Annotated in this window: 20 protein-coding genes, 2 tRNA genes and 1 other RNA gene; 9 read left to right on the top strand and 14 right to left on the bottom strand. The window is 41.8% G+C overall.

The genetic code is table 11. The annotated features are described in order from the left end of the window. Positions 1-71: 71 nt before the first annotated feature. The 4 genes from HYT61_03155 to HYT61_03140 form a co-directional block, all read right to left on the bottom strand. Complete coding sequence (locus tag HYT61_03155; protein MBI2063207.1) at positions 72-1586, bottom strand: IMP dehydrogenase; 1515 nt, start codon at positions 1584-1586, stop codon at positions 72-74. A gap of 113 nt (positions 1587-1699) precedes the next feature. Further along, positions 1700-2080: a phosphoribosyltransferase gene (locus HYT61_03150; protein MBI2063206.1), complete on the bottom strand. Its 381-nt coding sequence runs from the start codon at positions 2078-2080 to the stop codon at positions 1700-1702. A 2-nt stretch (positions 2081-2082) separates the two neighbouring features. Then, positions 2083-2154: transfer RNA gene (locus tag HYT61_03145), tRNA-Met, on the bottom strand. Positions 2155-2197: 43 nt separating this feature from the next. Further along, entirely contained in the window at positions 2198-2740 is a 543-nt protein-coding gene (locus HYT61_03140) for an arginine decarboxylase, pyruvoyl-dependent (GenBank protein ID MBI2063205.1), read from the bottom strand. A 102-nt stretch (positions 2741-2842) separates the two neighbouring features. On the opposite strand from HYT61_03140, the gene HYT61_03135 reads away from it, so the two are divergent. Further along, positions 2843-2916: transfer RNA gene (locus HYT61_03135), tRNA-Met, on the top strand. Positions 2917-2968: 52 nt separating this feature from the next. Here the strand turns inward: HYT61_03135 and HYT61_03130 are convergent. The 10 genes from HYT61_03130 to HYT61_03085 form a co-directional block, all read right to left on the bottom strand. After that, positions 2969-3331 (bottom strand): hypothetical protein, encoded by a 363-nt coding sequence (locus HYT61_03130; GenBank protein MBI2063204.1) that lies wholly within the window; start codon positions 3329-3331, stop codon positions 2969-2971. After that, positions 3318-3932 (bottom strand): hypothetical protein, encoded by a 615-nt coding sequence (locus HYT61_03125; GenBank protein MBI2063203.1) that lies wholly within the window; start codon positions 3930-3932, stop codon positions 3318-3320. The genes HYT61_03130 and HYT61_03125 overlap by 14 nt, the downstream gene beginning before the upstream one ends. A gap of 125 nt (positions 3933-4057) precedes the next feature. Continuing rightward, positions 4058-5197: a cell division protein FtsZ gene (gene ftsZ / locus HYT61_03120; protein MBI2063202.1), complete on the bottom strand. Its 1140-nt coding sequence runs from the start codon at positions 5195-5197 to the stop codon at positions 4058-4060. Positions 5198-5375: 178 nt separating this feature from the next. After that, positions 5376-6614 (bottom strand): cell division protein FtsA, encoded by a 1239-nt coding sequence (ftsA, locus tag HYT61_03115; protein MBI2063201.1) that lies wholly within the window; start codon positions 6612-6614, stop codon positions 5376-5378. A gap of 52 nt (positions 6615-6666) precedes the next feature. Continuing rightward, complete coding sequence (ybeY, locus tag HYT61_03110) at positions 6667-7164, bottom strand: rRNA maturation RNase YbeY (GenBank protein ID MBI2063200.1); 498 nt, start codon at positions 7162-7164, stop codon at positions 6667-6669. Continuing rightward, entirely contained in the window at positions 7161-10661 is a 3501-nt protein-coding gene (locus tag HYT61_03105) for a class I tRNA ligase family protein (protein MBI2063199.1), read from the bottom strand. Before HYT61_03105 ends, ybeY begins: the two co-directional genes overlap by 4 nt. A gap of 37 nt (positions 10662-10698) precedes the next feature. Further along, complete coding sequence (argS, locus tag HYT61_03100) at positions 10699-12477, bottom strand: arginine--tRNA ligase (protein MBI2063198.1); 1779 nt, start codon at positions 12475-12477, stop codon at positions 10699-10701. A 69-nt stretch (positions 12478-12546) separates the two neighbouring features. Beyond that, a complete protein-coding gene (locus tag HYT61_03095; protein MBI2063197.1) occupies positions 12547-13131 on the bottom strand; it encodes an ATP-dependent Clp protease proteolytic subunit in 585 nt (194 codons plus the stop codon). Positions 13132-13208: 77 nt separating this feature from the next. Beyond that, a complete protein-coding gene (locus HYT61_03090; protein ID MBI2063196.1) occupies positions 13209-14480 on the bottom strand; it encodes an insulinase family protein in 1272 nt (423 codons plus the stop codon). 68 nt (positions 14481-14548) lie between these two features. Next, positions 14549-15076: a DNA-3-methyladenine glycosylase gene (locus HYT61_03085; GenBank protein ID MBI2063195.1), complete on the bottom strand. Its 528-nt coding sequence runs from the start codon at positions 15074-15076 to the stop codon at positions 14549-14551. Positions 15077-15091: 15 nt separating this feature from the next. Between HYT61_03085 and HYT61_03080 the strand changes: the two genes are divergently transcribed. From HYT61_03080 to HYT61_03045, 8 genes are all read left to right on the top strand, one after another. Next, positions 15092-16225: a trypsin-like peptidase domain-containing protein gene (locus HYT61_03080; GenBank protein MBI2063194.1), complete on the top strand. Its 1134-nt coding sequence runs from the start codon at positions 15092-15094 to the stop codon at positions 16223-16225. A gap of 79 nt (positions 16226-16304) precedes the next feature. Next, positions 16305-16778, top strand: coding sequence for an SsrA-binding protein SmpB (smpB, locus tag HYT61_03075; protein MBI2063193.1), 474 nt, complete (start codon positions 16305-16307; stop codon positions 16776-16778). Positions 16779-16780: 2 nt separating this feature from the next. Beyond that, positions 16781-17135: a transfer-messenger RNA gene (ssrA, locus tag HYT61_03070) on the top strand. A gap of 433 nt (positions 17136-17568) precedes the next feature. Beyond that, positions 17569-18174: a hypothetical protein gene (locus HYT61_03065; protein MBI2063192.1), complete on the top strand. Its 606-nt coding sequence runs from the start codon at positions 17569-17571 to the stop codon at positions 18172-18174. A gap of 117 nt (positions 18175-18291) precedes the next feature. Continuing rightward, complete coding sequence (locus tag HYT61_03060; GenBank protein MBI2063191.1) at positions 18292-18675, top strand: type II toxin-antitoxin system PemK/MazF family toxin; 384 nt, start codon at positions 18292-18294, stop codon at positions 18673-18675. 283 nt (positions 18676-18958) lie between these two features. Then, positions 18959-20743 (top strand): peptidoglycan-binding protein, encoded by a 1785-nt coding sequence (locus HYT61_03055; protein MBI2063190.1) that lies wholly within the window; start codon positions 18959-18961, stop codon positions 20741-20743. 203 nt (positions 20744-20946) lie between these two features. Continuing rightward, a complete protein-coding gene (pyrF, locus tag HYT61_03050) occupies positions 20947-21648 on the top strand; it encodes an orotidine-5'-phosphate decarboxylase (GenBank protein MBI2063189.1) in 702 nt (233 codons plus the stop codon). A 48-nt stretch (positions 21649-21696) separates the two neighbouring features. Further along, entirely contained in the window at positions 21697-23682 is a 1986-nt protein-coding gene (locus tag HYT61_03045) for a S8 family serine peptidase (GenBank protein MBI2063188.1), read from the top strand. Positions 23683-23700: the final 18 nt, after the last annotated feature.

Genomic DNA, 23700 nt, shown 5'->3' with positions numbered 1-23700 from the left:
TTTTTGCGGAAATAGCAAATAAAAAATGCGCGTTTTAGCGCATGTAAAATACTTAATAACAGTTATGCCATCTATCTTTTATAAGACTCGTCTCTGGAAGCGGCGGACAAAATATGGAAACCGGTTTCTGGATCAAATGGATTTTGCTTCTTAAAATCATTCAAACTTAGTATTCCACGGTGACTAATACCCGACCTGACACCACCAAGCAAGGTTCTAATCGTGGTTTTAACTGACCCCCCGACTTTTACTTCGCGAGGAATTCCCTCTGGAGCTTTTTTTAATGCTTCGACAATCGGATCGTCAAAACCCATGGCCGTAAAACGTTCTATGGCAGCCTCAATTGAAGCCATGCCGGCATAGCGTTTGTAGCGGCCATCCGGTTTTTCGTAACTTTCTCCTGGTGTTTCTTCGGTGCCGGCAAAAAGTGTGCCGATCATTATAGATGAAGCTCCAGCAAGAAGTGCATGAACGATATCACAGCCGGCTCCTATGTTGCCGTCAGCGCAGAGCGGTGGAATTTGCTCTGGCTTGTAGTGATATTTAAAAATTAGTTTCCAGTAAATTTCCAAAATTGCATAAAGTTGGGGCACCCCGATCCCTGTGCTAAGGCGCGTGGTGCATGGTCCCCCTGGACCAATTCCAATTTTTAGTCCCTGTACACTTTCTTGCATTAAGGCATGAGCTTGTTCCGCGGTGCCAATATTTCCAACTACTAGTTCGTAATCCCCCAACTTTTGCCTAAATTCATGAATTGCATTTTCAACAGAGACGGAATTGGCCGAGGTTACGTCCATGACAATTACATCAACATTTTTTTTCTTTAGTTCTTGTGCGCGTTCTATAAAATCGCCGATTGCGCCAATCGTCGCTCCAACTACGAGATTGCCCCTTTGGTCAAGATTTGCCAAGGGATATTGCTTGAGGCGCTCAATGTCTTTAGCAGAAATAAGCCCGACAATAAAGTTATCGGAATCAACCACCGGTAATTTTTTAATTTTGTGTTGTTTTAGTTTCTCTACTATTTGATTAATAGATAATGTTTCTTCACGAGTAACGACAACCAAATCTCCCCTTTTCTCTTTGCCAGGTCTTCGCGGTGTCATATGAGTTTTTACGAGCTCTCTGTCATCCACGAATCTTACGTCCCTTTGTGTCAGAAGACCTGCTAGTTTGCCGTCCGGATTTTTTACCAATAAGCTCCCAATTTTATATAGAGCCATCATATTTCTGGCTTCGCCAATCGTGGAAGAACCTTGTAATGAATATGGGTCCTCAACCAAGAAATTATGAGCTCTTTTTGTTGTGCCAGCTTCTTGGGCTTGGCGATCCGGCGGGCAAAACCTATGTATTATACCGATTCCGCCTTCCAGTGATTGGGCGATTGCCATTTTAGATTCTGTAACGTCAAGCATATTTGCTGAAACCAGAGGCTGCTTTAACGGAACGTTGGTTGAAAAGTGCGTGTTAAGCGTGACCGCATCTCTTGATATTGCTAAATTTTTGCCAAGCGGCGGCAAGGATACATCGCGATAAGTTATACCGCGAAAACGTGCCAGTTGAGTCAAAATTTCTTGCGGGTGCATCCAACTCCTTTTTAATGTGCTGTTTCAATAACTTGGTTAGTATAGTGTAGATTTGTTTCAAAATCAAAACCATGCCCTTTCTATAGAAAGGGCATGGTTGAGTATGTCAGAAATTAAATTGTCCCATCATAGCGTGATGTTTCTTTTGTTTCCCAGGGAAAGAGGATCCATTCAGTTTTTTTTCGTATGTAAAAATCGGGCTTCTTGGCTTCTTCATTGCAAAATATGGTCGCGATTCTATATCCCGGCCCTAGAGATGCCAGAAGACGCTCAACGGTTCCGCCGGTATCTACAATGTCATCCACGATCAGAGTATCTTTTGTTATATCATTTTCGTTTCGTATCAGTGGAATATCTAGCAGATGGGAAAATTTTACAGCCAGTATTAGTCCACCGCGTGGTATGCCGTAGACGCTTTTGAAATTTTTGTTTTGCGCCCAGTTTGCTATTTTTTCAGCATCTTCATCAAATTGTTCCCAAGAGTAAGGTTCCATTGTGCCGGCGGAAAGAGTCGAACTTTCGTCCAGGGCTTATGAGTCCCTTGTTCTGACCGTTGAACTACGCCGGCTTTATATCACCAGAATAACCGAAGTAGTTAATTTTTTCAATTACTATTCTATCAAAATAGCCGTTGCGATTACCGTAGTCCAAAGGCCGTCTTTGTTGCCGATGGCCGATTGAGTAATATTCGAAGTTCTTATGATCTGCCCTGACGCCTTAAATACTTGCTCTCTTTCATTCCACGAAGTATTGGGATTGAACTCAATGCCCAGTGTTGTGGCTAGCATCGTGGCGGCCAAGTCTTCGGCGTAATCCCCTGCTTTTTCATCAGTCTCGCCAAAAGGATGATGTTCGGACAGATAACCGTATTGATTGGGATCCTGTGGAATAGCGACACCGATAGACGCTGAAACCAAACGATTGGGTTCGTTTGTGGCATTTCGGGCCATGACCGCATGAACGACGGATCCGGGCGGCAATAATTTTAATCCCTCGTCCTTGCTGACCTTTTTGACATTTGGCGGATAGATACTGGAGACGGTAACAAGATTATATGGCGCGATTCCGGCCGAACGCAGAGCCAACTCAAATGAAGCCAGATATTCTTTATGCATCCCGACGCCCTTAGTAAAAAAAATTTTTGTTGGAAGCATGAACTTATTATAAGCAAAAAATAAATTCATGCAAATTTAGTTGCAAAAAAAGTTGTAAAAAGCGTTATCGTGTGTTAAATTGCGAATACGGCCAAATAATATCGCGGGGTGGAGAAGTGGTCTATCTCGTCGGGCTCATAACCCGAAGATCGGGGGTTCAAATCCCTCCCCCGCAACAAAGTATAAAAGCACCGCCTTGGTGTTTTTTGTGTAATAAGAATCCTATGTTTATTGAATAGGCGTGGCAGTTTTTTCAATTACGTCTTCGAGAGCTTTTTTGTGTTCAACAATTGAATGTTCACAATGTAAATCGGATTGAAATAAATTGTCCAGACGTCCCAACTCTATGCTAGCAATCTGATTATACACTATTTTCATTTCTTCTGATGGCATAAATTTCATTTCTTTTGTATCGAGTAAGATGTTTTCAAATAATCTAAGCTGATTTTCTGGTACCAGTTTTTTCAACTGTCCGGCCGCGATAGGATTTTTTGCAAATCCATTAGCAAGAGCACAACAAGCAAGCTGGTCAAAGGAAATAGTACCTTCTACAAAATCTGTTAATTTAGACGTTTTTTTAAACAGTCTCATTACTATCCCCCTTTTCGATATATGCTGGGATAAGCTCGTCCCTGTATTTTTTTAAAAAAACTTCGGTTTCATTGAATTCTTTTGTTAGTTGTGTATATGAGTCGTAACCAAACATTGCTATCAATGCCCAGGTAAGAGTCGCGTTTATTAAAGAAAGATCTTGGCTGTGAATGCGTAGGGTTTTGGGGGTTGTAAATTGATGCTGTAAGTCCTCGTATTTTTTTGACAGTGCATTTTTGCTATCTAAGGTTGATTCTTTGTCCCAACCTTTCCGGAATTCTTCAGATTTAATATCGTCGTAGTTGTCATATAGAAAAGTTAAAACTTTTAGCCAAAATTCGTAGAAAGAGAGGACCTCCTTGAGCACGGCATTTTCCATTTTCACTATGGAGTTGGATTTGATGCCAAGAAATGTACCGAGACGATTCTTGGTTAATATAATATTTTTAAATAGTTCTTCTGTTTCGGCAGATATTGCTGATTTTGTTATTTTTTTTATAATTTCCCATGCAATTCTAACCTGAGACATGATAAGCGCTTCTGGCGTTGTTTTGTCCATTAATTCTTCTGCCAAAATATCTCTTACTTCCTTTTCGAGCATATCTGTGCCTTTTTAATGAACTTGCGTTACTATCATAATATAATCTTCCGAGGTGACTTTTTTGTCAAATAAAAACCCGTCTTGTCGGCGGGTTTTTATTTTCACGGTCACAAAAATTTAGAATGCTACTTCATTTTTCTCCTAATAAATGCCGGGATATCGAATTCCGTGTCATCTAGCGTTGCATCTATAACTTCTTTAATTTGTCCGTTTGATTGTGAAATGCCGCCATTTTTTACCTGCCCATTACCCGTTGCTTCTTCAAAAAGTGTTGGGCTAGCTTGTAGTCTAGGGGCGGGCTTGGGCATACCATTATTAAAACCAGTCGCTATAACGGTGATTTTTATCTCGCCCTTTTTCAATTTATCGTCTTGTACTGCTCCAAATATCACCTTTGCATCAGTGTCAATTTTATCGGTTATGATTTTAGCCGCTTCGTTAATTTCTGCCATTGCCAAGTCAGTGCCGCCAGATATGTTGAAAAGTACTCCACGAGCCCCGTCTATGGAAACTTCTAGTAGGGGTGAGCTTATGGCGGTTTTGGCGGCGTCTATGGCCCGGTCTTCTCCGCTGGCGTAGCCTATACCCATCAAGGCGGAACCTGAATTTGCCATTACCGCCTTAACATCGGCGAAGTCTACATTTATCAAGCCGGGAATAGTAATTAAGTCAGATATTCCCTGGACACCTTGTCTTAAAACGTCATCTACTTTTGCAAAAGCTTCAAGTAGGGGGGTTTTGCGGTCAATTATAGAAAGCAACCGGTCATTAGGTATGGTTATCAAAGCATCAACATTTTCTCTTAAAAGATTCCAAGCGTCTTCTGCAATGCGTGACCTGGCGGCTCCCTCAAAAGAAAACGGCTTAGTTACAACGCCGACAGTAAGAGCGCCAACATCTCTGGCTATTTCGGCGATCACTGGTGAAGCTCCGGAGCAGGTTCCCCCACCGAGGCCGCCGCAGATAAATACCATATCAGAACCCTTGAGCGCATCCTGTATCTCATCCTTGCTTTCGCTAGCTGCTTGTCTGCCAATTTCCGGATTCATACCGGCTCCCAATCCGCGTGTAAGATTTTTACCTATTAAAATTTTTGTTGGAGCATTTGCGATATTAAGATCTTGGGCATCCAAATTCACGGCAACAAATTCTACGCCGTGTATTTTTGTCATCATCATCCTTTGTATTGCCTTATTTCCTCCGCCACCGACTCCAACTACTTTAATGCGGGCGAATGTTTCAAATGGAGGTTTGAGTTGTGCCATAATTAGTATCTAAATAACTTTTAGCTGACATCTTAAAAAAGCCAAAAACACAAAGCTAATTAACGTAAAATAATCGCGTAACTACTAGGTTGGGTTTAGCATAAAAGTAAAAGGTGTGCAATATACACACCTGTTTCTAGTCTGTGGATAACTTACTATACAATAAAAACCCAAATAACTAAGGTAGAAAATTTTTAAACCATCTGGTTATTTTTGAAACAGTATCGGTATAAGAAAATCTGCTGGATAATGTCAGCTTGCCGCCTGAAAATTCTTTTTCAAGACCCCAAAGCACCAAGCCTGTCGCAACCGCAAAAGCCGGATCAGCCACCTGATCAGTGAGTCCTTCTAGTAAGTAGTTATCGCTTACTCGTACGGCTAATTTGAGGCGATTTTTAGTAAAATCAGGCAGACCAGTTAGATTAGCTCCACCGCCAGCCAAAACTACGCCAGCCGGTAAAAGATAGCCCCGCTGTAGTTTTTTCATTTCGTCAGATATTAAATCAAAAAGTTCAGCCACTCGCGAATCAATTATTTTTGCTATTTGGGTGCGCGGAACTATGAAATCAGTTTCCCCTAAAAGTTCTGATAAATCAATTTTATCTTTTTTACTATTTTGTTCTGTGCCGATAAGACCGTGCTGGCACTTGATTTCCTCCGCCTTGTCCATAGAGGTACGAAAGGCGACAGCCAAATCGTTGGTGATATGTCTTGAACCAATAGGCAATATTGCCGTATGAATCAAATCTCCTTCATGAAAAAGTGTGACTGAAGAAACTCCCCCGCCAAAGTCTATGCTTAATACTCCATGTTCGCGTTGGTGCTTATCAAGTACTGCTTTTGAAGCTGCCAGTGGTGCAAAAACAAACTCCGTTACTTCTATATCGTTAGCGTTTACACATTTGGCGAGGTTGCGAATATATGGCGACAGGCCCTCTACCAACAAGACATCTGCTTCTAGGCGTACACCTTTCATGCCCAAAGGATTTTTAACATGTTCTTGGGCATCTATTGTAAAATTCTTGGGGATAGTATGGATTATTTCCCTATTAGGGGGGAGATTTATTGTAGAAGCAGCATCAATAACGCGATCAATATCATTCTGGGTTATTTCATTGTCGGCTCGCGAAACCACTATTACTCCGCGCGAAGGCTGGGTGTGGATATGAAGACCGTTAGCAGAAACGTAAGCCCTGCCAACTTTCACACCAGCCATTGTTTGAGCCACGCCCACAGATTCCCTTATATTATTTATGGTCTCCTCCATGTCAAAAACCATTCCCTTGCGCAGGCCGCTAGAAGGAGTGTTGCCAACGCCGATTATTTGGGGATGCAAAGTTTCGCGATCCAATTCCGCGATTACCGTTTTAATGGTGTGATTGCCTATGTCTATGCCGGTGATTATTTGTTGACGCAAATAACTAGTGGCTAGTGGTTAGTGGCTAGTGAAAAATTATCTTATTCTTCATCTAGTCGCTAGTTGCTAGTCGCTTTAGTATTTTATCTTGCAATGTAAACATTTTGTCTTTTTCTATGGCTGATTTTTCGTGGTCATATCCGAGCAAATGCATAAATCCGTGAATTGTTAAAAAAGACATGATATAATCCAAACTCACTTTTTCACGAGCGGCATTTTTCTTTGCTACTGGCAAACAAATAAATATGTCACCCAAGCTTATTATATCATTTACTCCGTTAGAAGTAATCAGCTCTTGGCCGGCGCGACTTCTGATGGGGCCACGTTCCATCAACGGGAATGATAAAACATCGGTTGTCTTGTTTTTGCCGCGATATTTTTTGTTCAGCGCCTTAATCCTGCCCTCACCCACCAGACTTAAGGACAGTTCAAATTTTTTGGATTCCAAATCCAACTCTTTTGCGGCAAATTCTACGATCTTCTCAAAAAAACCGCCGTTGTATTTCCTGTCAGTAGTTAAATTATGAAAAACAAAATCGGATATAATCATAACCTATTTTTAGCGTGGACTCCTAACCAAATTTTAGCTTGTGGTCCTAGTTCAAACTCTTTTTCAACGTCAAAAATTTTTTTTGGATCGTGTCCGCGACTAAATTCCGAAAGCAGTGTGTCTTCAGCTATTTCCTTTTCGTGTTTTTTTAAGGCTTCAATAACTTCCTGATTTTGACTTTCCCAAGCCGCATGTACTTTTTCATATAATTTATATTTGGCTTCTTTTCGCATATCCTGAATCTGACGCATTATTTCTCGGGCATAGCCCTCCATTAACAGATCGGGCGTAAGTTTGTGGTCTATACTTATAGTATCTTGTTGGCCGGTCTCGTAGAGTACATTTTTAACATTCAATTCATCTAAAAGTAGTTGTTCCAAGCCGGGGTCAAATTTATTGGCTTTCTTGAGCGTGATGCCGGCAAGCGGCTGGCGCACTTTTATCCCCCGTTCTTTTCTTTGGGCAAGGCCTTGCGTTGCGGTTTCGCGCAATTCGGCCATTTGTGTTTCAAGCTCATGATTGATGAGCTTCTTTTTTATTTTCGGCCAATCTTCCAAATGGACTGATTCTTTGCGGTTATCAAGTTTTTTATAAATATGATCAGCAAGAAATGGTGTAAACGGTGCCAGCATTTTGCTTAATTCCACCAGAAGGTGCCGCAAAAGTTCTACCGCATGGCTAAGCTCTTCTTTATTTTCTGGTTTCTGAAAACGCTGGCGCGAGCGACGGATCCACCAATTTGATAAGTCTTCCACTACAAACTTTTCCATTTCGCGGGTGGCAGTTGTGGGATCGTAACCGTCCATGGACTTGGCGACAATCCCCGCAGTAGTATTTAGTCGAGAAAGTATCCAAGAATCCAATTGGTTCGTTGGAACTGCTTTGGGTTTTTTGTTGCTGGGTTTGCCATATAACTCAAAAAACCTCAAAGAGTTCATCAGCGTCATAATGAAACCGTTAAGTTTTTTGCCAACGTCATTTATGGAAAACAATTTAGAATCAGCAGGATTGTTTACTGTATAAAAATACCACCTCGCGGCATCTACTCCGAATTTTTCTATAATAATCCGCGGATCCACCACATTGCCGGTAGATTTAGACATTTTTTTGCCTTTCTCATCCAGAACGTGGCTGTAAGAAATAACGTTTTTATATGGAGTTTCCAGGCCAAGCAAAGTAGATACGGCAAGCAATGTGTAGAACCAGCCGCGAGTCTGATCTATACCTTCGGCAACGAAATCAGCAGGGAAATTTTCATCAAAACGTTTTTTGTTTTCAAATGGATAATGCCACTGCGCGTACGGCATTGAGCCGGAGTCAAACCAAACATCGGCGATATCTTTAATCCGGGACATTTTATTTCCGCATTTTTCACACTTAAGCGATATCTCGTCAACATACGGCCGGTGCATATCAAGTTCGGCCCGATTGTTATATGGAAGATTTTTCAACTCAATTTTTTTCATATGACCCTCTCGAAGATAGATGCCGCCTCGTCCGTTTAGCATTTCTTCATCGTTCCAGTTTTTGGTAAACCCTTCTAGTATCCAAATCGGGTCGCCGTGGCTTACGAGCAGGATTTTTTTATTTTCATATTTTTGGTCAAGTTCACGGATAATCTCGGCCATTCTGATTTTGACATCTCGCCAGCTTTCGCCGTCTCCGTATTTGGTGTCAAATGTCAAAATAGTATCGGGTGAAACGCAAACCATGTGTGTTTGACCCTCACAAACAGTGCCGTGATCCAGTTCTTTTAGCCTGGCATCTATCGTTACTTTCATGCCTAGCTTTTTGGCAACGAGTTCAGCTGATTGCCGTGTTCTTAAGAACGGGGATGAGAAAATAACATCTACTCCCCCGCTTGCGAGAAGCTCATCAGCTGTTTTTTGCACCTGTTCTATTCCATCGTCCGTTAGTTCATACTTGTCATGTTCAAGTTTTGAGGCGGTAATCGCGTCTTGTCCGTGGGCGCCATTTTTAGTGCTGAATCCATGACGCAAAACAAAAAATGTATTTTTGCCGTGGTATCTATGTTTTTCTAATTCATCCAGTGAGCCTATTACTTTTTGTTCTTTACAATTTTGGCATTGCCAGATTGGCAACGGCGTTCCCCAATAACGTTCGCGTGAAAAAGCCCAGTCTTTCGCTTCTTTTAAGAATTCGCCAAAACGGCCGTTCTTGAGATAGTTAGGCACCCAGTTTATTTTTTTGTTATTTTTAAGAAGTTGTTTGCGGAGTTTAGACATTGCCACAAACCAGGAGTCTTTTGCGTAATAAAGAAGCGGATTGTTGCAACGCCAACAATGCGGATAAGAGTGTGTAAATTGTTCCGTTTTGAAAAGTAGTCCGTGGGAACCAAGATATTCTATTATTCCTTTTTCAGCATCTTTTACGTATTGACCGGCGAATTCTTTTACCTCTTTGGTAAATTTACCCTGTTCATCAACGGTGTGGTGTTTGGGTAAGCCTATTTTTTTACCCAACTCATAGTCATCCTCGCCGTACATTACGGCTGTATGGACAATGCCTGTGCCTTCCTTTGTGGTGACAAAATCGGCCGGATAAATTTTATATGAGGCTTGTCCTCCGAAGCCTTGTCGAAGGACGGGAATATTAAAAATCGGTTTGTATTCTAGTCCAACAAGATCTTTGCCTTTTATTTCTTGAATTATTTGTGAATCGGGTACAACTTTTTCAATTAAATCCTTGGCAAGCAATAAATAGTCGTTGTCTTTTCGTACGATTGCATATTTGATTTTTTCTCCTACGGCTAAGGCAACATTACCCGGAAGTGTCCATGGGGTTGTTGTCCAAGCTAATAAGTAGGTAACCGGTAACCGGTCACTGGTAACTGGTAAAATTTTTTCCGGGTTTTTGAGTTTGAATTTAACATAGACCGAGGTTTCGGTTACGTCTTCATAGCCCTGCGCGACTTCATGGCTTGATAATGCAGTACCACAGCGAGGACACCATGGAAGGATCTTGTGACCTTGATAGAGAAGTTTACGTTTGTCTATTTGTGAGATGATCCACCAAAGCGATTCCATGTATTTCCAATCATAAGTTATATAAGGCTCGCCCATGTTTAACCAGAAACCAATGCGGTGAGTAAATCTTTCCCATTCATCTTTATATTTCCAGACACTTTGTTTGGCTTTTGCGTTGAATTTGGCTATGCCGTATTTTTCTATTTCTTTTTTATCTTTTAATTCAAGTTCTTTTTCTACCTCAATTTCAACCGGTAAGCCGTGTGTATCCCAGCCAGCTTTGCGTGCAACCAGGTAACCCCGCATAGTTTTGTAGCGGACAAAAAGATCTTTCAATATGCGGCCGAGGAAATGGTGTATGCCCGGTTTGCCGTTGGCTGTCGGCGGCCCTTCAAAAAAAACAAACCGCCGCGCGTGTTCGCGGTTTTCAAGAGATCTCTCAAAAATTTTCCGATCTTTCCAAAAATGGAGGATTTTTTCCTCTACTTTGGGGAAATCAAAATCGGCCATTAGTAAAAATTATAGCGAAAAATCGATATTTATTCAATTATATTTTATTTAGGACTTCTATACCCAACAGATTAAGGCCGGATTTGAGAACAGAGGCCGTGGTTTGTATGAGTACGAGACGGGCGTTCCGGCGGGAGGTATTGTCGTCTTTGAGAATTGGTGAGGTTTCATAAAATTGGTTGGACAAGTTGGCAAGTTCATAAACATAGAGAGCAAGATTATTGGTCAGATTAGTGCGAGCAGAATCGGTGATGACTTCGGGGAAATCCAAAAGATGTTTCATGATGGCCAACTCTGTTTTTTCACCGAGTTTTGAGAGGTTGAGCCTCCCTTGGAGGCTCAACCTCCAAGTCCAGCCGGCTTTTTGCAGTATACTTGATAATCGCGCATAAGTGTATTGCAAATATGGTGCACTGTTACCGCTGAAATCTAGCATTTTGTCCCAACTGAAAACGATATCGCTATTGCGGTGCTCCTTGAGCATTTCGTATTTAAGTGCGCCAAGAGCAACGGTTTGAGCGATATGATATTTTTCTTTTTCGGCAATGTTCGGACTCTTTTTTTCTACAATATCTCGGGCCAAGCTAATGGCTTTTTCAACTACTTCTTCAAGCGGGATTGCCTCGCCTTCTCGCGTGGACATTTTTTTCTTGTCCTCCCCGAGTACCAAGCCAAATTTTATATGAAGGAGTTGGGATGTGTTTAAATCTAAGACTTTTGCAATCATAAAAAGCTGTTCAAAATGCAGAGATTGCTCATTGCCGACGACATAAAGAAGTTTTGCCGGTTTATATTTAGCTAAGCGGTACTTGAGAGTCGCGATGTCACGTGTGAGATACAAACTTGCCCCATCAGCTTTTTGTATCAACGCCGGTGGTAGGTTAAATCGGTCTAGTTTTATAATAATTGCTCCTTCTTCGCCAATTTCGGCAATCTCCCGCTTGCGGAGATCGTTAACCAATGGCTTGAGGTCTTTTTCAAAATTGCTTTCCCCGAGCCAAATATCAAAATTAACTCCCAGTGTTTTATAAATATTCTCAAATTCTTTGATAGATAGTTTGCGAAACCATTCCCACAGCTTGTGGTTTTCTTTATCACTGGCTTCCAGTTTTGCAAATTCTTCCTGTCCCTGGCGTTCCAACTCAGGATGCTCTTTTAATTCTTTGTGAAATTTGACGTAAAGCTCTGTCAAAACCCTGATTGTTAGCTGTTTTTTATTACTTAGAGGCTCAGCCTCTAAGTACTTAGAGGCTGAGCCTCTAAGTTGGACACTCCAGAGTTTGTAAGCAGTGATTAGTTTACCGAATTGTGTGCCCCAGTCGCCGAGGTAGTTCCAGCGTATTACCTTATAACCCAGCATCTCATAAATGTTAGCCAAGGCATCGCCGAGCACAGTTGTCCGCAAGTGGCCGATGTGCATCTGCTTGGCGATATTGGGCTGGGAATACTCAACTATTATTTTCTGTTTTCGGCCGATGTTTAGTTTGCCGAAAGATCCCCGAGTTTTATAAATATCAGCCAGTGATTGGCGGAGCAACTCACTGCTTAAGAAAAAGTTAACGTACCCGTCGTTAGCTTCAACTTTGACAATTTCGGCTGGTTTGATTTTAGAAATTTCATCAGCTAAAAATTGTGCTATTTCTTGCGGCGGTTTGCCAAGTTGTTTGGCTAATCTGAATGCGATGTTTGTGGCATAGTCCCCGAACTGTTGGTTGGCCGGTTTCTCTATTGTAATTTCATAGACATCAAAACTCGGCCAATTTTTTTGGCTTTTCAAAGTTTTGATGACTAAATTTTTAAGTAAATCCTTAATCATACATAAATCCTAACATGCCCAATGACAAATTAAAAAGACGCGGTAAGCGTCTATCTATCTATCCTATCCCTAGCTAATAATTTTGTGTACAAGTCCAAATTTTAATGCCTGGTCAGAAGTAAGGCAATCCTCGTGCAACTCTAATTCCCTCAGCTTTTTTCTAGTAAGTTTAGAATTGGCCAGGTAGATGTTTTCATAAAGGGTTTCTACAACTCTTACCTCTTTTTGCATTATATCTCTTTCAAATCGTTCTAACCTTTCTTTGGGGTTTTCAAATTGGAAAGCGGCAGCATGAAAGTGAATTACAGCATTTTTGTGCATCCATCTTTGGTCGCCGACAAGAGATATGGCCACTCCGGCCGAGGCTACCTCCCCCAATATAATTGTTATTAATTTAAATCCACTTGATTTGAGCAGGTCATAAATTGCCAAACCCTGAAATGCGGAACCGCCGGGAGAGTTGATGACTATCGTAATTGGTACCGAATCTTTTTTAGTAGCATCGCCATTTTCTTTGAATTCATCCAAAAGCGACTGCATTTCCAAGGTGGCGTCTCTGTCTATTACACGGAAAATATAAATTCGACGTTTTTCAATGTTGAAAATTATGTGATTTTCGTCTCCACTTATTTCCGCGTCGGGAATGTTGGCCATTTCGGCCTCCTGATTTTAATGATCAATTTTAAGATTTAAGTTACTCTTAAGGGAAAATTAATGCAAACAAAAACCCGCTAGGCGGGTCTAATGATGACTTTGATATAATTGGGAGTGAAATATTTATTGGCGACACTTAGCAGTTTTTTCCTTGTAATTTTACCCAGCCTTTCTCTAAAGGAATGAAGATGTGTTAAATCCTCGTCGCCGTTGCATGCTGCTTCTATAACCATTTCAGCTAGGATATCGGGATTTTTGCGAAACGCTTCAAGGTAAACCGTATCTGTGCGGTAGAGTGCGGCATCTAATTGGCGATTATCAACGGGTACTTCTTTTAGTTTGCGCAATTCTTCCAAAACAATATCTTCTCCTTTTTTCACAAACTCTTCGCTTGTTGAAGCAAATGTAATACAGAATAAACCGTGAACAAACGACTTGGAAACGTCAACATTAACTCGGTATACGCCCTCATTAAAATTGCGGTTGCCGTCGCGAAGCCGGTGCCGTAAGCGAAAAGCCAATATTCTTGCTAAAACTGTGAGTATTTCGGTATTTTTACCCATATAATTTTCAGTGTAAAAACCCAAAGCAAGGTGACATTGACTAATTTTTCTTTCCACCTCGCATGATTTGACAGAGGTTATGGTGGGAAAATCATCGGAGTGATCGTAATCCAACTGGGGCCGAGATTTTTGAGACCAATCGCCGAAATACATTTTGGCCAATTCCTTCACTTCTTCAAATTTTGGGCCGAAGACTATTAGAAATATATTGTCAGTAACATAATGTTTTTTAATAAAATTTGTTATTTTACTACGTTGCATTTTTTCTAAATGTTCTTTTTCACAATCTATCCTAAGCCTTGCAGGATTGGTTGCATAGGCTGTTTGGTGCAATAAATCGTCCAGCAAGACCGGCATTACGTCAGTGCCGCGCAAGCAATATTCATTAAGGACAGCTGCCTTTTCCACATCAATCCCTTCAGTGGTTACAATCTTGTCACGTAAAAAGTAAGCCATAACATCCAAGCAAAAAAACATATCCTTTCTTCTTAATAAATTACCAAAGCCGAAGTGAGTGCTAACCCGGTCTATTCTTATATTGATGTCATCGTCGGGGCCACCCAAAAATTTTTCAAAAGCAAGGTCTACCTCACCGAGTGTGTATTTCAAGGATTCTCTAGCAAGCAGGTGCTCTACTAAGTGTGGCAGTCCGGTATAGCCTGGTGGCGCATGGATCGCGCCAGCTTTTATGCCTATGCCGGCCAGATTGCTGCTGCCGGACCAGTCATATTGAGAATAAAAACGCACACCATTTGGAAGAATGCCAACTTTAATTTCGTTGCGCATGCTCGGTCCCTTTTCTAAATTTTCAAAGCAACTTTTGGTTGTAAATTTATCAATAAAATTACAAAAAGTCAATTTTTAACACAGAACCTCCACAACTTGTCTTTGTACTTGCCGGCGTAATCCACTCCTATTCTGGGCGAACGTGTGATTTGGTTTTGTCTGATTTTGGTGCCACGGTCTTCAATCCAAAGTTTGTTATTTTTTGACAGGTCATTGTTGTTGAGAGTTCTATCTATTTGAAAATAGCGGCACAGCTTGCCAGGGCCGTTGATGCTCGAGACATCAATGGCCCTAATCAAAACTGCTGCGGGATAACCATCACGTTCGGTGACGATATTAAAACAGTGATACATGCCGTAGATTAAATAAACATAAGCATAACCGGGCGGGCCAAACATTACTTCCGTCCGTTTTGTTTTGCCTCGCGATGCGTGGGAGGCAAGATCTCGTGGCCCGCAATAGGCCTCGGTTTCGGTAATCATCGCCGCCACAACTTTTCTACCAGTTTTTCTAACCAAAAACTTGCCAAGCAATTCTTTGGCTACGCTCAGGGTGGGCCTATTGAAAAATTCTCTTGTAAGTTTTTTGCACGCCATGTTATAATCTTTATCATGGAAAATATAGAACGACAAACAATAGAAGCGGTCAAAAAAGTACTGCCAGCGGTGGTCAGCATCGTTATTTCAAAGCACTTGCCCAAGATTAAACGTATGCCGATGATGCCATTTTTTGGGCCATTTATGCCATTCGGTTTGCCAGGCCAGGGTCTGCCCGGCCAAGAAATTCCTGGTATGCCTGACGGCGGTGAGGATTTTGACAATGATGATCAGCTTATCCCCCACCCCCATCACAAGGTTCATGGTGTTGAAGGAGAAAAAGTAAAAATCGGTGGCGGATCCGGCTCAATTGTCCATCCCGATGGTTTGATTTTAACAAACAAACACGTAGTGTTTGATACTGATGCCGAGTATACGGTTATAACCAACGACGAAAAAGAATATAAAGGTAGAGTTATTTCACGCGATCCTATCAATGATGTGGCGGTACTAAAAATTGACGCAAAAGGACTGCCAGCTGTCAGACTCGGGAACTCTGACAAAATTGACCTTGGCCAGACAGTTGTCGCTATAGGTAATGCTTTGGGACTTTTCACCAATACCGTATCTAAGGGCATAGTTTCCGGTTTAGGGCGCAAGATTTCAGCTTCAATGGGTCAGGGCGGAGAGATGGAACATCTTAGAAATGTAATACAAACCGATGTCGCAATTAATCAGGGCAATTCTGGCGGGCCGCTTATTAACTTGGATGGGGAAGTTGTGGGCATAAATACCGCGATAATTTTCGGAGCGCAGAACATTGGTTTTTCCCTTCCCATTAATTGGGCCAAGGCTGACCTTGAAGACATAATTAAATTTGGTCGTATTGTCAGACCATTTATTGGATTGCGTTACGTAATGTTGAATAGGTCATTACAAGACAGGTACGATTTGCCCGTGGATTACGGCGCTCTAGTCATCAAGGATCACGTTCCTGGTACGGAGGCGGTAGTCAAGGGTTCTCCAGCCGACAAGGCCGGTATTCGAGAAAACGATATAGTACTGGAAATAAACGGGGAAAAGCTTACCGAAAAGAAAGAGCTTGCAGATTTGGTTCAAGTCGCCAAGGTTGGCGAGGAAATTGAAATGACAGTGATGAGAAAAGACAAGACAACAAAGATTAAGACCGTGCTTGAAGAGAGGAAATAGATGTCCGAAAAATTAAATATTTATAATTCACACAGACCTCGCCATTAATGGCGAGGTCTGTTAGTGATATAGTTAATTTATGCAAATCTATGCCACAAATGAAAAAGCAAGGTTTGATTATGAGATATTGGAAACGCTTGAGGCGGGTATTGTTTTGACCGGGCAGGAAGTTAAATCAATCAGACGCGGAAGCGCGTCAATTAAGGGAGCTTATGTAAAAGTGCTTGGTCCTTCGATAGGCTCAGGACGGAGTACCGAAGCGTGGCTTTTGGGAGCAACTATCCCGCCGTATCAAGCAGGTAACGCACCAGCCGGTTATGATCCGCAAAACTCTCGTAAATTGCTGTTAAAGCGTTCGGAACTCAAGTATCTCATTGGTAAATCGCAAGAGCATGGGTTGACTTTGGTGCCAATTAAATTGTATAATAAGAACGGTTTGATTAAGTTGGAAATAGGCATTGGTCGGGGTAAGAAAAAATCAGACAAGAGAGAAAAAATAACCAAACGCGAAGTCCAAAGGAAGATAGAAAGAGCAATCAAACAAAAAATTTAGGCGGGTCTGACCGGCTTCGATAGAATTTCTTTTAAAATTTGCGCAAGTAGTGGATGGGTAGTCACCACTTTAAGTACCTACCCAAAATTATAATTGCCAACTACAATAGCAATTACGCTTTAGCTTACGCTTAAGGCGCATCCTCTCGGTGATTTCTGCTAGCCGAATCAGGGTGTCATTAGCAGGATAAGATTGTAGCGTTTTTTAAATGTTTCGGCGTTACGATTCGAAAAATACAAAACAGGTTTTCGGTTATTCTGTCGGGCTTTTAACCGAGGACTAAACAGTCCGGCTAAACTTGTAGTGCAATTTTAAATCAACTTCTAGACGGGAGTTCAACTCTCCCCAGATCCACGGACAAAACGAGCCCGCCCTTGTGGCGGGTTTAGTTTTGTCCTAGATCTGGAAACGAGACAACTGCTTGTCTCGCGTGGAGAGATGAACGGCGGAGCATGTGATTTTCTGCAGTTGGCAGAAAATCACGCGAGCAGGTGGCTAGGCAAAATTTTCGGAAGAAAATTTTAGCCAAAGCCAACTCTCCCCAGATCCACAATTCAAAGAACACCTCAAATAAGGTGTTCTTTGTTAGGCAGGGGTTATTAATTAACGGTTTTCTTAAAAAATGTCTAAAAAATACTAATTATTAAATTTCATTAAAAACAAGGATTTTGTGGGTTTTCCAGATATTCCGAGGAAAAAACTTGACAGCATATGTTCTGTGTGCTAATGATGCTGGGGGTGTAAAATCCCATCTGGCATGTTCTTTTAATTGAATAAAAAGGAGGAGAATATGTGGTTATTTGACTTATTTCGTTCGGAAGAATCGTGGGTTTTAGATTTTCGGTGTCCAAAATGTTCTGGTCATCCCCACTTACAAAAAATAGATGAGGGCACATTGGGATTTAAAAGCTTTATCCATTGTTCACATTGTGGAGGCTTCTGGGCTTGGCAATATTGTGGGGATTTTGTAATGGCCAGACAAGTTAACTCGCCGGAAAAAAGAGAGCAGTTAATCTTAAACAAACAAGAGGAAGTGTGGCAAGGGTCAAAAACAAGCAATGAGGAAGGAATGGGAGAGCGGCGCTGGGTTGAAAGAGCCGCATACCGTTTGTATGAATTTAGAAAACAGTTTGGTATACCGGAGTGTCCGGGGCACGATTGGCAGTGGGCCACCTGTCTTGCAAGACGAGAAAGAGAGAGAGTAAAGAATACAAGAGAATGGGGACCAGAAGACGAGACTATTGTCAGAGATTCTTTTATGTTTGTTTTCAAAAACAATCCTGAATCTCTAGTTGTTGTAGCTAAGGCCGGGGTTGGTAGCCAAGAAAATGAGGATAATGACGATCAAAAAGCAGAAATATGGGGATGGTCTTATGGATTCCAAGGAGATAGATAATTAATTTAGTAAGCAAGCGTTAGGCTTGCTTTTTGTTTTTAATCCCCCACCAAAATCTGATTACGCAGAAAACATCGGTACTGGTAATTTTTACCAGACTTTGTTTTAATAATGCACATGAAAGATTTTAGGAAGTGGCATGATAAAAAATCCGTGGTTGACGAGCTAGCAAAAAGACCGTTCTTCCATGAACGAGAAATATGGTTTTGCCACTTAGGATTAAATATCGGTTTTGAACAGGATGGAAAAGGAGAAGATTTTCTAAGACCAGTCTTGATTATTCGCAAATTTAATAATGAAATTTTTTGGGCCATTCCGCTTACCAGAACTAATAAAAAGTCACTCTATTACTTCCATTTTAAATTACATAATAAAGAAAGTGTCGCTATTTTATCTCAAATTAGATTAATTGATGCCCGCAGATTGTCCCATAAAATTGGAGAGGTTGGAAAGTTTGAATTTGGCCAGTTAAAACAAAAAATCAAGGCTTTGTTGCCTTGATCATGTCTTTTTTACCCTCGCTTTGCAGCGAGGTCGGGCCGAAGCCATTTAGACTTTAAATATAGCAAACCGTGTATGCAAAGTCAATGAATTATCAACATAGGTAATCCAGCGGCTGGAATAGATTGTTTTTCAAAAATATCAAAATAGTTTTCCATTGTTCTCTACCAACACCACAAAATCAAAACGGCATGACGCCGTTTTGATTTTGTGGAATATACTAATGCTTTGATGTTGATAACTTAATAGTCCCAGCATTAAAAATGGATGATAATAGATGTATATGAAAAAGACCTATTTTTTGTTTGCCGTATTGGTTGTTGTCTCAATATTTTTTTACAAAATATCCCTAACCAGTGCCGCCAAGCCATCAGATTTTGGTCTCAAAGAAGGCGATCTCATTAGTGCTATCTTCTCTGATGATCCTGATGTATATATCATTAACGAGCACGGTTTTAAGAGATTATTTCTCAATCCAGAAATCTTCAAATTTTATGCCCACTTAGGAGGTTTTACCAATGTTAAACTTGTAACCGCAGATGTCAGAGATGCATTTTCAACGGTCGGTCTTTTTAGAAATTGCGAACAAAACGACCCCAAAGTATATGGTTTTGAATCGGAAGATGAAGATGAAGGAAAGATTCGCTGGGTCAATACTTCCGGAGAAGAAGCCGTTGTTGATGATCCTGACTTTTTCAAAAAAGTATTTTGCATCAATGACAGGGAATTTAAATGGTATAAAAGAGGCGAGGAATTAAAATCAGTCAAAGAAGTGCCGCAATATCACCGAGGTGTTTCTACGGGTTCATCGCAAGCCACTTCTGCTGTTCCTGCAGTACCGGCCATACCAGCCATTCCAGCTTCACCTTCTCAACCGTTAGTTTCTCCGACAGCCACTCCGACTCCGGCTTCAGGGTCGTTCACACCAACGCCAACATCCACGCCAATACCCGCTTCAGATGCCCAATCAGCCACTCCTGCTATTCCCGCAACGCCGGCAACTCCAACTCAACCATCCAGCCTTACCCCGACCCCGACATTAACTACCTCACCAACACCCAGTGTTACCGCTTCTTCATCAGCCACCCCCATTCCCACACCAGTTTCCAGTTCAAGACCCAACCCACCTAGCAATCTTTCTGCTGTAGCCAAGTCCTCTTCTCGTATAGATCTTAGTTGGTCTGCTTCTAGTAATGCCACTGAAACAGGAGTCAATAGATACGATGTATTCAGGCTATATTATCGCCCAGATGGCGGACAAGTCGGCCGTTCTTATGTTACAAATGTAAGCGCATCTCCATACTCAAATACATATTCATATTCTGACACAAATCTTACTGCCGATATTACCTATACTTATTGGGTAACTGCTGTTGGAACATTGAATTCAGAGTTGAGTATTTCTGCGAATACCACTACTTTTGGAGCAACACCTACCCCAACCCCTACACCAGCTCCTATTTCACCCACATCTACTTGTGTTGGTGGTGATGACCGAGTGTCAGGACTTCCAATTTGTTTAATGCCAGAAAATCTTAGTGGAACTGCATGGAATGAAGTTGATAATGCAACGGGAAAAGTTATAAGCGGAGCAGTTTGTAGCGTAGATGTTTGCGGACGGAATGGTGAATGGCGCACTTGGCCGTCAAACCAACTTCTTAACGGCCGGTATTACTCAAACGGATATCCGGAAAATTCCACATATATTCAGACACCATTTGATTATAGCTACGGGGGGCAATATTTCACGAATGGAGTATGGCAAACCGGGAGTGGCGGAATAGTCCAGCCGGGATCAAGTCAGATTAGCAACCTAAATACGGTACCAAAAATTCAATCAAATTTTTCTAGAAATTTAGCCATTGGTTCAAACGGCATTGACGTAAAAGAACTTCAGGCGCTTCTCGTTAACGAAGTCAACTATCCCGCAGATTTGCTTACCGGATATTTTGGACGTATAACCCACGATGCAGTGAAAAGACTTCAAGCAAAATACGGAGTTAAACCGGTATCCGGTTACTTTGGCGAAATAACTCGCCGAGCTTTACGCGCTCTTATATCTGACTAACCAAATTCTGATTTGCCACAATTGACAAAGAAGTCCAACGGCACAAACCACAAACCAAAAGGGAAAGGTCAATCTTTTTCCAGAAATTAAAAAGAGTCGATATCTATCGGCTCATAGGAGCAGGAAATACCTGCTCCTCTTTTTTACTAAAATTCCACGTTCCCAAAAGGTATTTTTGCTTAGATTTTGATATAATACTTTAAATGTCAATAAAAAATCCTATAATTGTAGCTTTGGATGGCATGAGCTGGGATCAAGTTTTGCCTGTCGTTGATAAACTTAGAACCACCGGCTGCATCTTGAAGGTTAATGATCTACTTTTCAGAGAAGGTTTTAGAAATTTATTGCCAAAACTTTCTGTTTACGGACGCGTTATGGCTGACCTTAAATGCCATGATATTCCTAATACAGTTGCCAATACTTGCCGCAATTTGCGTGCCTGTCCCCCGTGGGCAGTTACAGTGCATGGTTCTGGCGGCAAGGAGATGATTGAGGTGGCCTGTAAAGAATTGCAAAGTGTGGGAACCAAGGTGCTGGTTGTAACGGTTCTTTCTTCAATTGACCCCAAAACCTGCGAGGAGATCTATCACAGAAAACCGGCGGAGCAAGTTATGGAATTGGCACAAATTGCTAAAAATGCGGGCGCTGATGGATTAGTGTGTTCGTCCGAAGAAGTAAGTGAATTGCGCGGAAGATTCCCCAAGTTTACTCTTGTTGTGCCCGGAATACGTTCATCTGGTGCTGATCCAGGGGACCAAAAACGTATTTCCACCCCAAAAGTCGCGATAAATAGGGGTGCTGATTATATTGTTATGGGGCGGCAGATACTAAGCGCGAAAGATCCTGTTGAGGAAGTAAACCGTATTCTCAAAAACGAACTTGGCATTTATTTAAATAACATGTAAGTTGTGATGTAGAAGACGGTACATTAAAAACAGGAAAGCAGATAGGTAATGAAAACGCGAATTAAAAAACTTTTTTGTAGTGTTTGTTTTCTAATATATTTTGTATCGTTTGTAAGCTTTAGTTTTGCTCAACAAAAAGAAATTTCTTTGCACAAAATGAATACGGAGGCATTAATAGCCAGTAAATCTTTAAAAGGAAAAGAGGATAAATTTTTATCTGGCAGGATTGTCTATAAACGTAACGATTCTCCCTCCGTGTACCCATTGTCTTTTGATAAGCGTATCCAGGTGGAAGATATGCTTCAGTATGTTCAGGGTTTGCCCGATGTGGAATATGCCCAACCAGACTTTGTCTATAAAGCGGTTGGCACTGACATTGTGGAACAAGGGCAACCGTCTGCCGGCCAAGCGTTGTCCGACATCGCTCCCCCCAACGATCCGTACTACCCTATACAGGTTCACCTGCGTTTTATCGGTATGGATACTGTATATAAAAGATACGGCTTTGAACTGGGACGAGATGAAACAAGGGGAGAAGACATCCACATTCACATCGTAGACAGCGGCGGCGGGTGCGATCACCCTGACGTCGATTCCGGTAATATTATACCGGAGAAAGATTATATTGATTTTGACGATAACCCGTGCTCTTCACCATACGGTATGGGCCTGCACGGTACATTTATGTTGGGTATCATTGCGGCAAAGACTAATAATGGTCATGGTGGAGCAGGAATAGTGCCGCGAGCCAAGTTCCATATTTGGCGTGTGCTTGGTAAAAATGGAAGCGGTTCAACTTTTGCTATCGCTGCCGCCATCGGAGAAATTGTAAACAGAAGCGAGGGGCTGGGAAATGAGATAGTGAATTTAGCGCTAGGCACTAAAGTGGAAGACCCCCTTATCAAATATTACGTTGAATACGGTTCGTCAGTAAAAAAAATAACATTTGTTGCCGCGAGCGGTAATGATGGCACAAACAGGGTCATTTTCCCGGCCGCGTTTCCGGAAGTTATTGCGGTTGGCGCGACAACGTTTCCGGATGCAAGAGCTCGCGAAAAAAAGAGAGCCCCATATTCCAACTATGGCCCGGAAACAGAAATTATGGTTCCAGTGGGCGATCTAGATGAAGATCTGGATAAAAATAATCGTTCCGATGGGATTGTTGTTGAGGGTTGGATAAATGAAATAAACGACCTGACGGGTATTCCCTATTATAAAATGTATATTATGACCGGCACATCGCCGGCCACAGCCGTTGTTAGCGGGTTAGCTGGTTTATTGATGACGGCTGGCATCCGAGATCCGGAAGAGATCAGGAAAATTCTCGCAAAAACCGCTGATGATGTTCCTCCTGGCGGTCGCGATGACGAAACAGGTTGGGGCATGGTTCGCGCTTATACGTCTTTTGCAAGTATTGATAACCGGTTGCCAGTTTTCGGATTTTTTAGTCAAGAAACTTTTGCTTGCAGCATTGTAGTTGACCAACAAAGCTGTGAAGTTACAGTGGGTTACACAGTTGAGCCGAGGGGATGGCAAGTTTACTTATATGACAATTTTAACGGTGGTACATTAAGAGAACTTACGAACTACCAGGGTGAGGAGAAGATAACCGTCAATGCCGGTAATGCAACTGGAGTGCTTCTGATTTATTACCCCGAAGGCGATATTCCCGTTGTTTTTGCTGAAACCACTGTTTACGCGAGGACTCCAGCGGCCAATTTTTCAGCAAATTCTTCCGTTGACATAACGGTAAAAGCGGGCGATCAAATAACCTACAAGTGGTCAAGTGTAGAGGGAACTTTTTACAGATTTGATCTCGCGGTTCTGGGTCCGTCCGGACAAACTTGCGATCCGCTTGGTAACTGTAGCGGACAAGTTCCCTATTTTAGTCCGGGCAGTGGCGGATCGCTGGGTCCCGCGATAATTGATCCAAGACAGGCCGGATATACTTACACTTTTTATTACACAGTTACTTCTCCTGGTGGTTCTGCGCGTTCTTTTGCGACTATCAGGGTAAAAACTGCTACGCCATGAATCGTTGATTAATAAAAA

This window comes from Candidatus Yanofskybacteria bacterium, assembly GCA_016181175.1.
Taxonomy (GTDB): domain Bacteria; phylum Patescibacteriota; class Minisyncoccia; order 2-02-FULL-40-12; family IGHO2-01-FULL-4-A; genus 2-01-FULL-44-17.
This window is presented reverse-complemented; position numbering and strand designations above follow the sequence as displayed.

Excerpts from the sequence above, each read along its gene's own strand:
- HYT61_03155 (MBI2063207.1), bottom strand. The coding sequence starts at position 1,586 with ATGCACCCGCAAGAAATTTTGACTCAACTGGCACGTTTTCGCGGTATA.
- HYT61_03150 (MBI2063206.1), bottom strand. The coding sequence starts at position 2,080 with ATGGAACCTTACTCTTGGGAACAATTTGATGAAGATGCTGAAAAAATA.
- HYT61_03140 (MBI2063205.1), bottom strand. The coding sequence starts at position 2,740 with ATGCTTCCAACAAAAATTTTTTTTACTAAGGGCGTCGGGATGCATAAA.
- HYT61_03130 (MBI2063204.1), bottom strand. The coding sequence starts at position 3,331 with ATGAGACTGTTTAAAAAAACGTCTAAATTAACAGATTTTGTAGAAGGT.
- HYT61_03125 (MBI2063203.1), bottom strand. The coding sequence starts at position 3,932 with ATGCTCGAAAAGGAAGTAAGAGATATTTTGGCAGAAGAATTAATGGAC.
- ftsZ (MBI2063202.1), bottom strand. The coding sequence starts at position 5,197 with ATGGCACAACTCAAACCTCCATTTGAAACATTCGCCCGCATTAAAGTA.
- ybeY (MBI2063200.1), bottom strand. The coding sequence starts at position 7,164 with ATGATTATATCCGATTTTGTTTTTCATAATTTAACTACTGACAGGAAA.
- HYT61_03105 (MBI2063199.1), bottom strand. The coding sequence starts at position 10,661 with ATGGCCGATTTTGATTTCCCCAAAGTAGAGGAAAAAATCCTCCATTTT.
- argS (MBI2063198.1), bottom strand. The coding sequence starts at position 12,477 with ATGATTAAGGATTTACTTAAAAATTTAGTCATCAAAACTTTGAAAAGC.
- HYT61_03095 (MBI2063197.1), bottom strand. The coding sequence starts at position 13,131 with ATGGCCAACATTCCCGACGCGGAAATAAGTGGAGACGAAAATCACATA.
- HYT61_03090 (MBI2063196.1), bottom strand. The coding sequence starts at position 14,480 with ATGCGCAACGAAATTAAAGTTGGCATTCTTCCAAATGGTGTGCGTTTT.
- HYT61_03085 (MBI2063195.1), bottom strand. The coding sequence starts at position 15,076 with ATGGCGTGCAAAAAACTTACAAGAGAATTTTTCAATAGGCCCACCCTG.
- HYT61_03080 (MBI2063194.1), top strand. The coding sequence starts at position 15,092 with ATGGAAAATATAGAACGACAAACAATAGAAGCGGTCAAAAAAGTACTG.
- smpB (MBI2063193.1), top strand. The coding sequence starts at position 16,305 with ATGCAAATCTATGCCACAAATGAAAAAGCAAGGTTTGATTATGAGATA.
- HYT61_03065 (MBI2063192.1), top strand. The coding sequence starts at position 17,569 with ATGTGGTTATTTGACTTATTTCGTTCGGAAGAATCGTGGGTTTTAGAT.
- HYT61_03060 (MBI2063191.1), top strand. The coding sequence starts at position 18,292 with ATGAAAGATTTTAGGAAGTGGCATGATAAAAAATCCGTGGTTGACGAG.
- HYT61_03055 (MBI2063190.1), top strand. The coding sequence starts at position 18,959 with ATGAAAAAGACCTATTTTTTGTTTGCCGTATTGGTTGTTGTCTCAATA.
- pyrF (MBI2063189.1), top strand. The coding sequence starts at position 20,947 with ATGTCAATAAAAAATCCTATAATTGTAGCTTTGGATGGCATGAGCTGG.
- HYT61_03045 (MBI2063188.1), top strand. The coding sequence starts at position 21,697 with ATGAAAACGCGAATTAAAAAACTTTTTTGTAGTGTTTGTTTTCTAATA.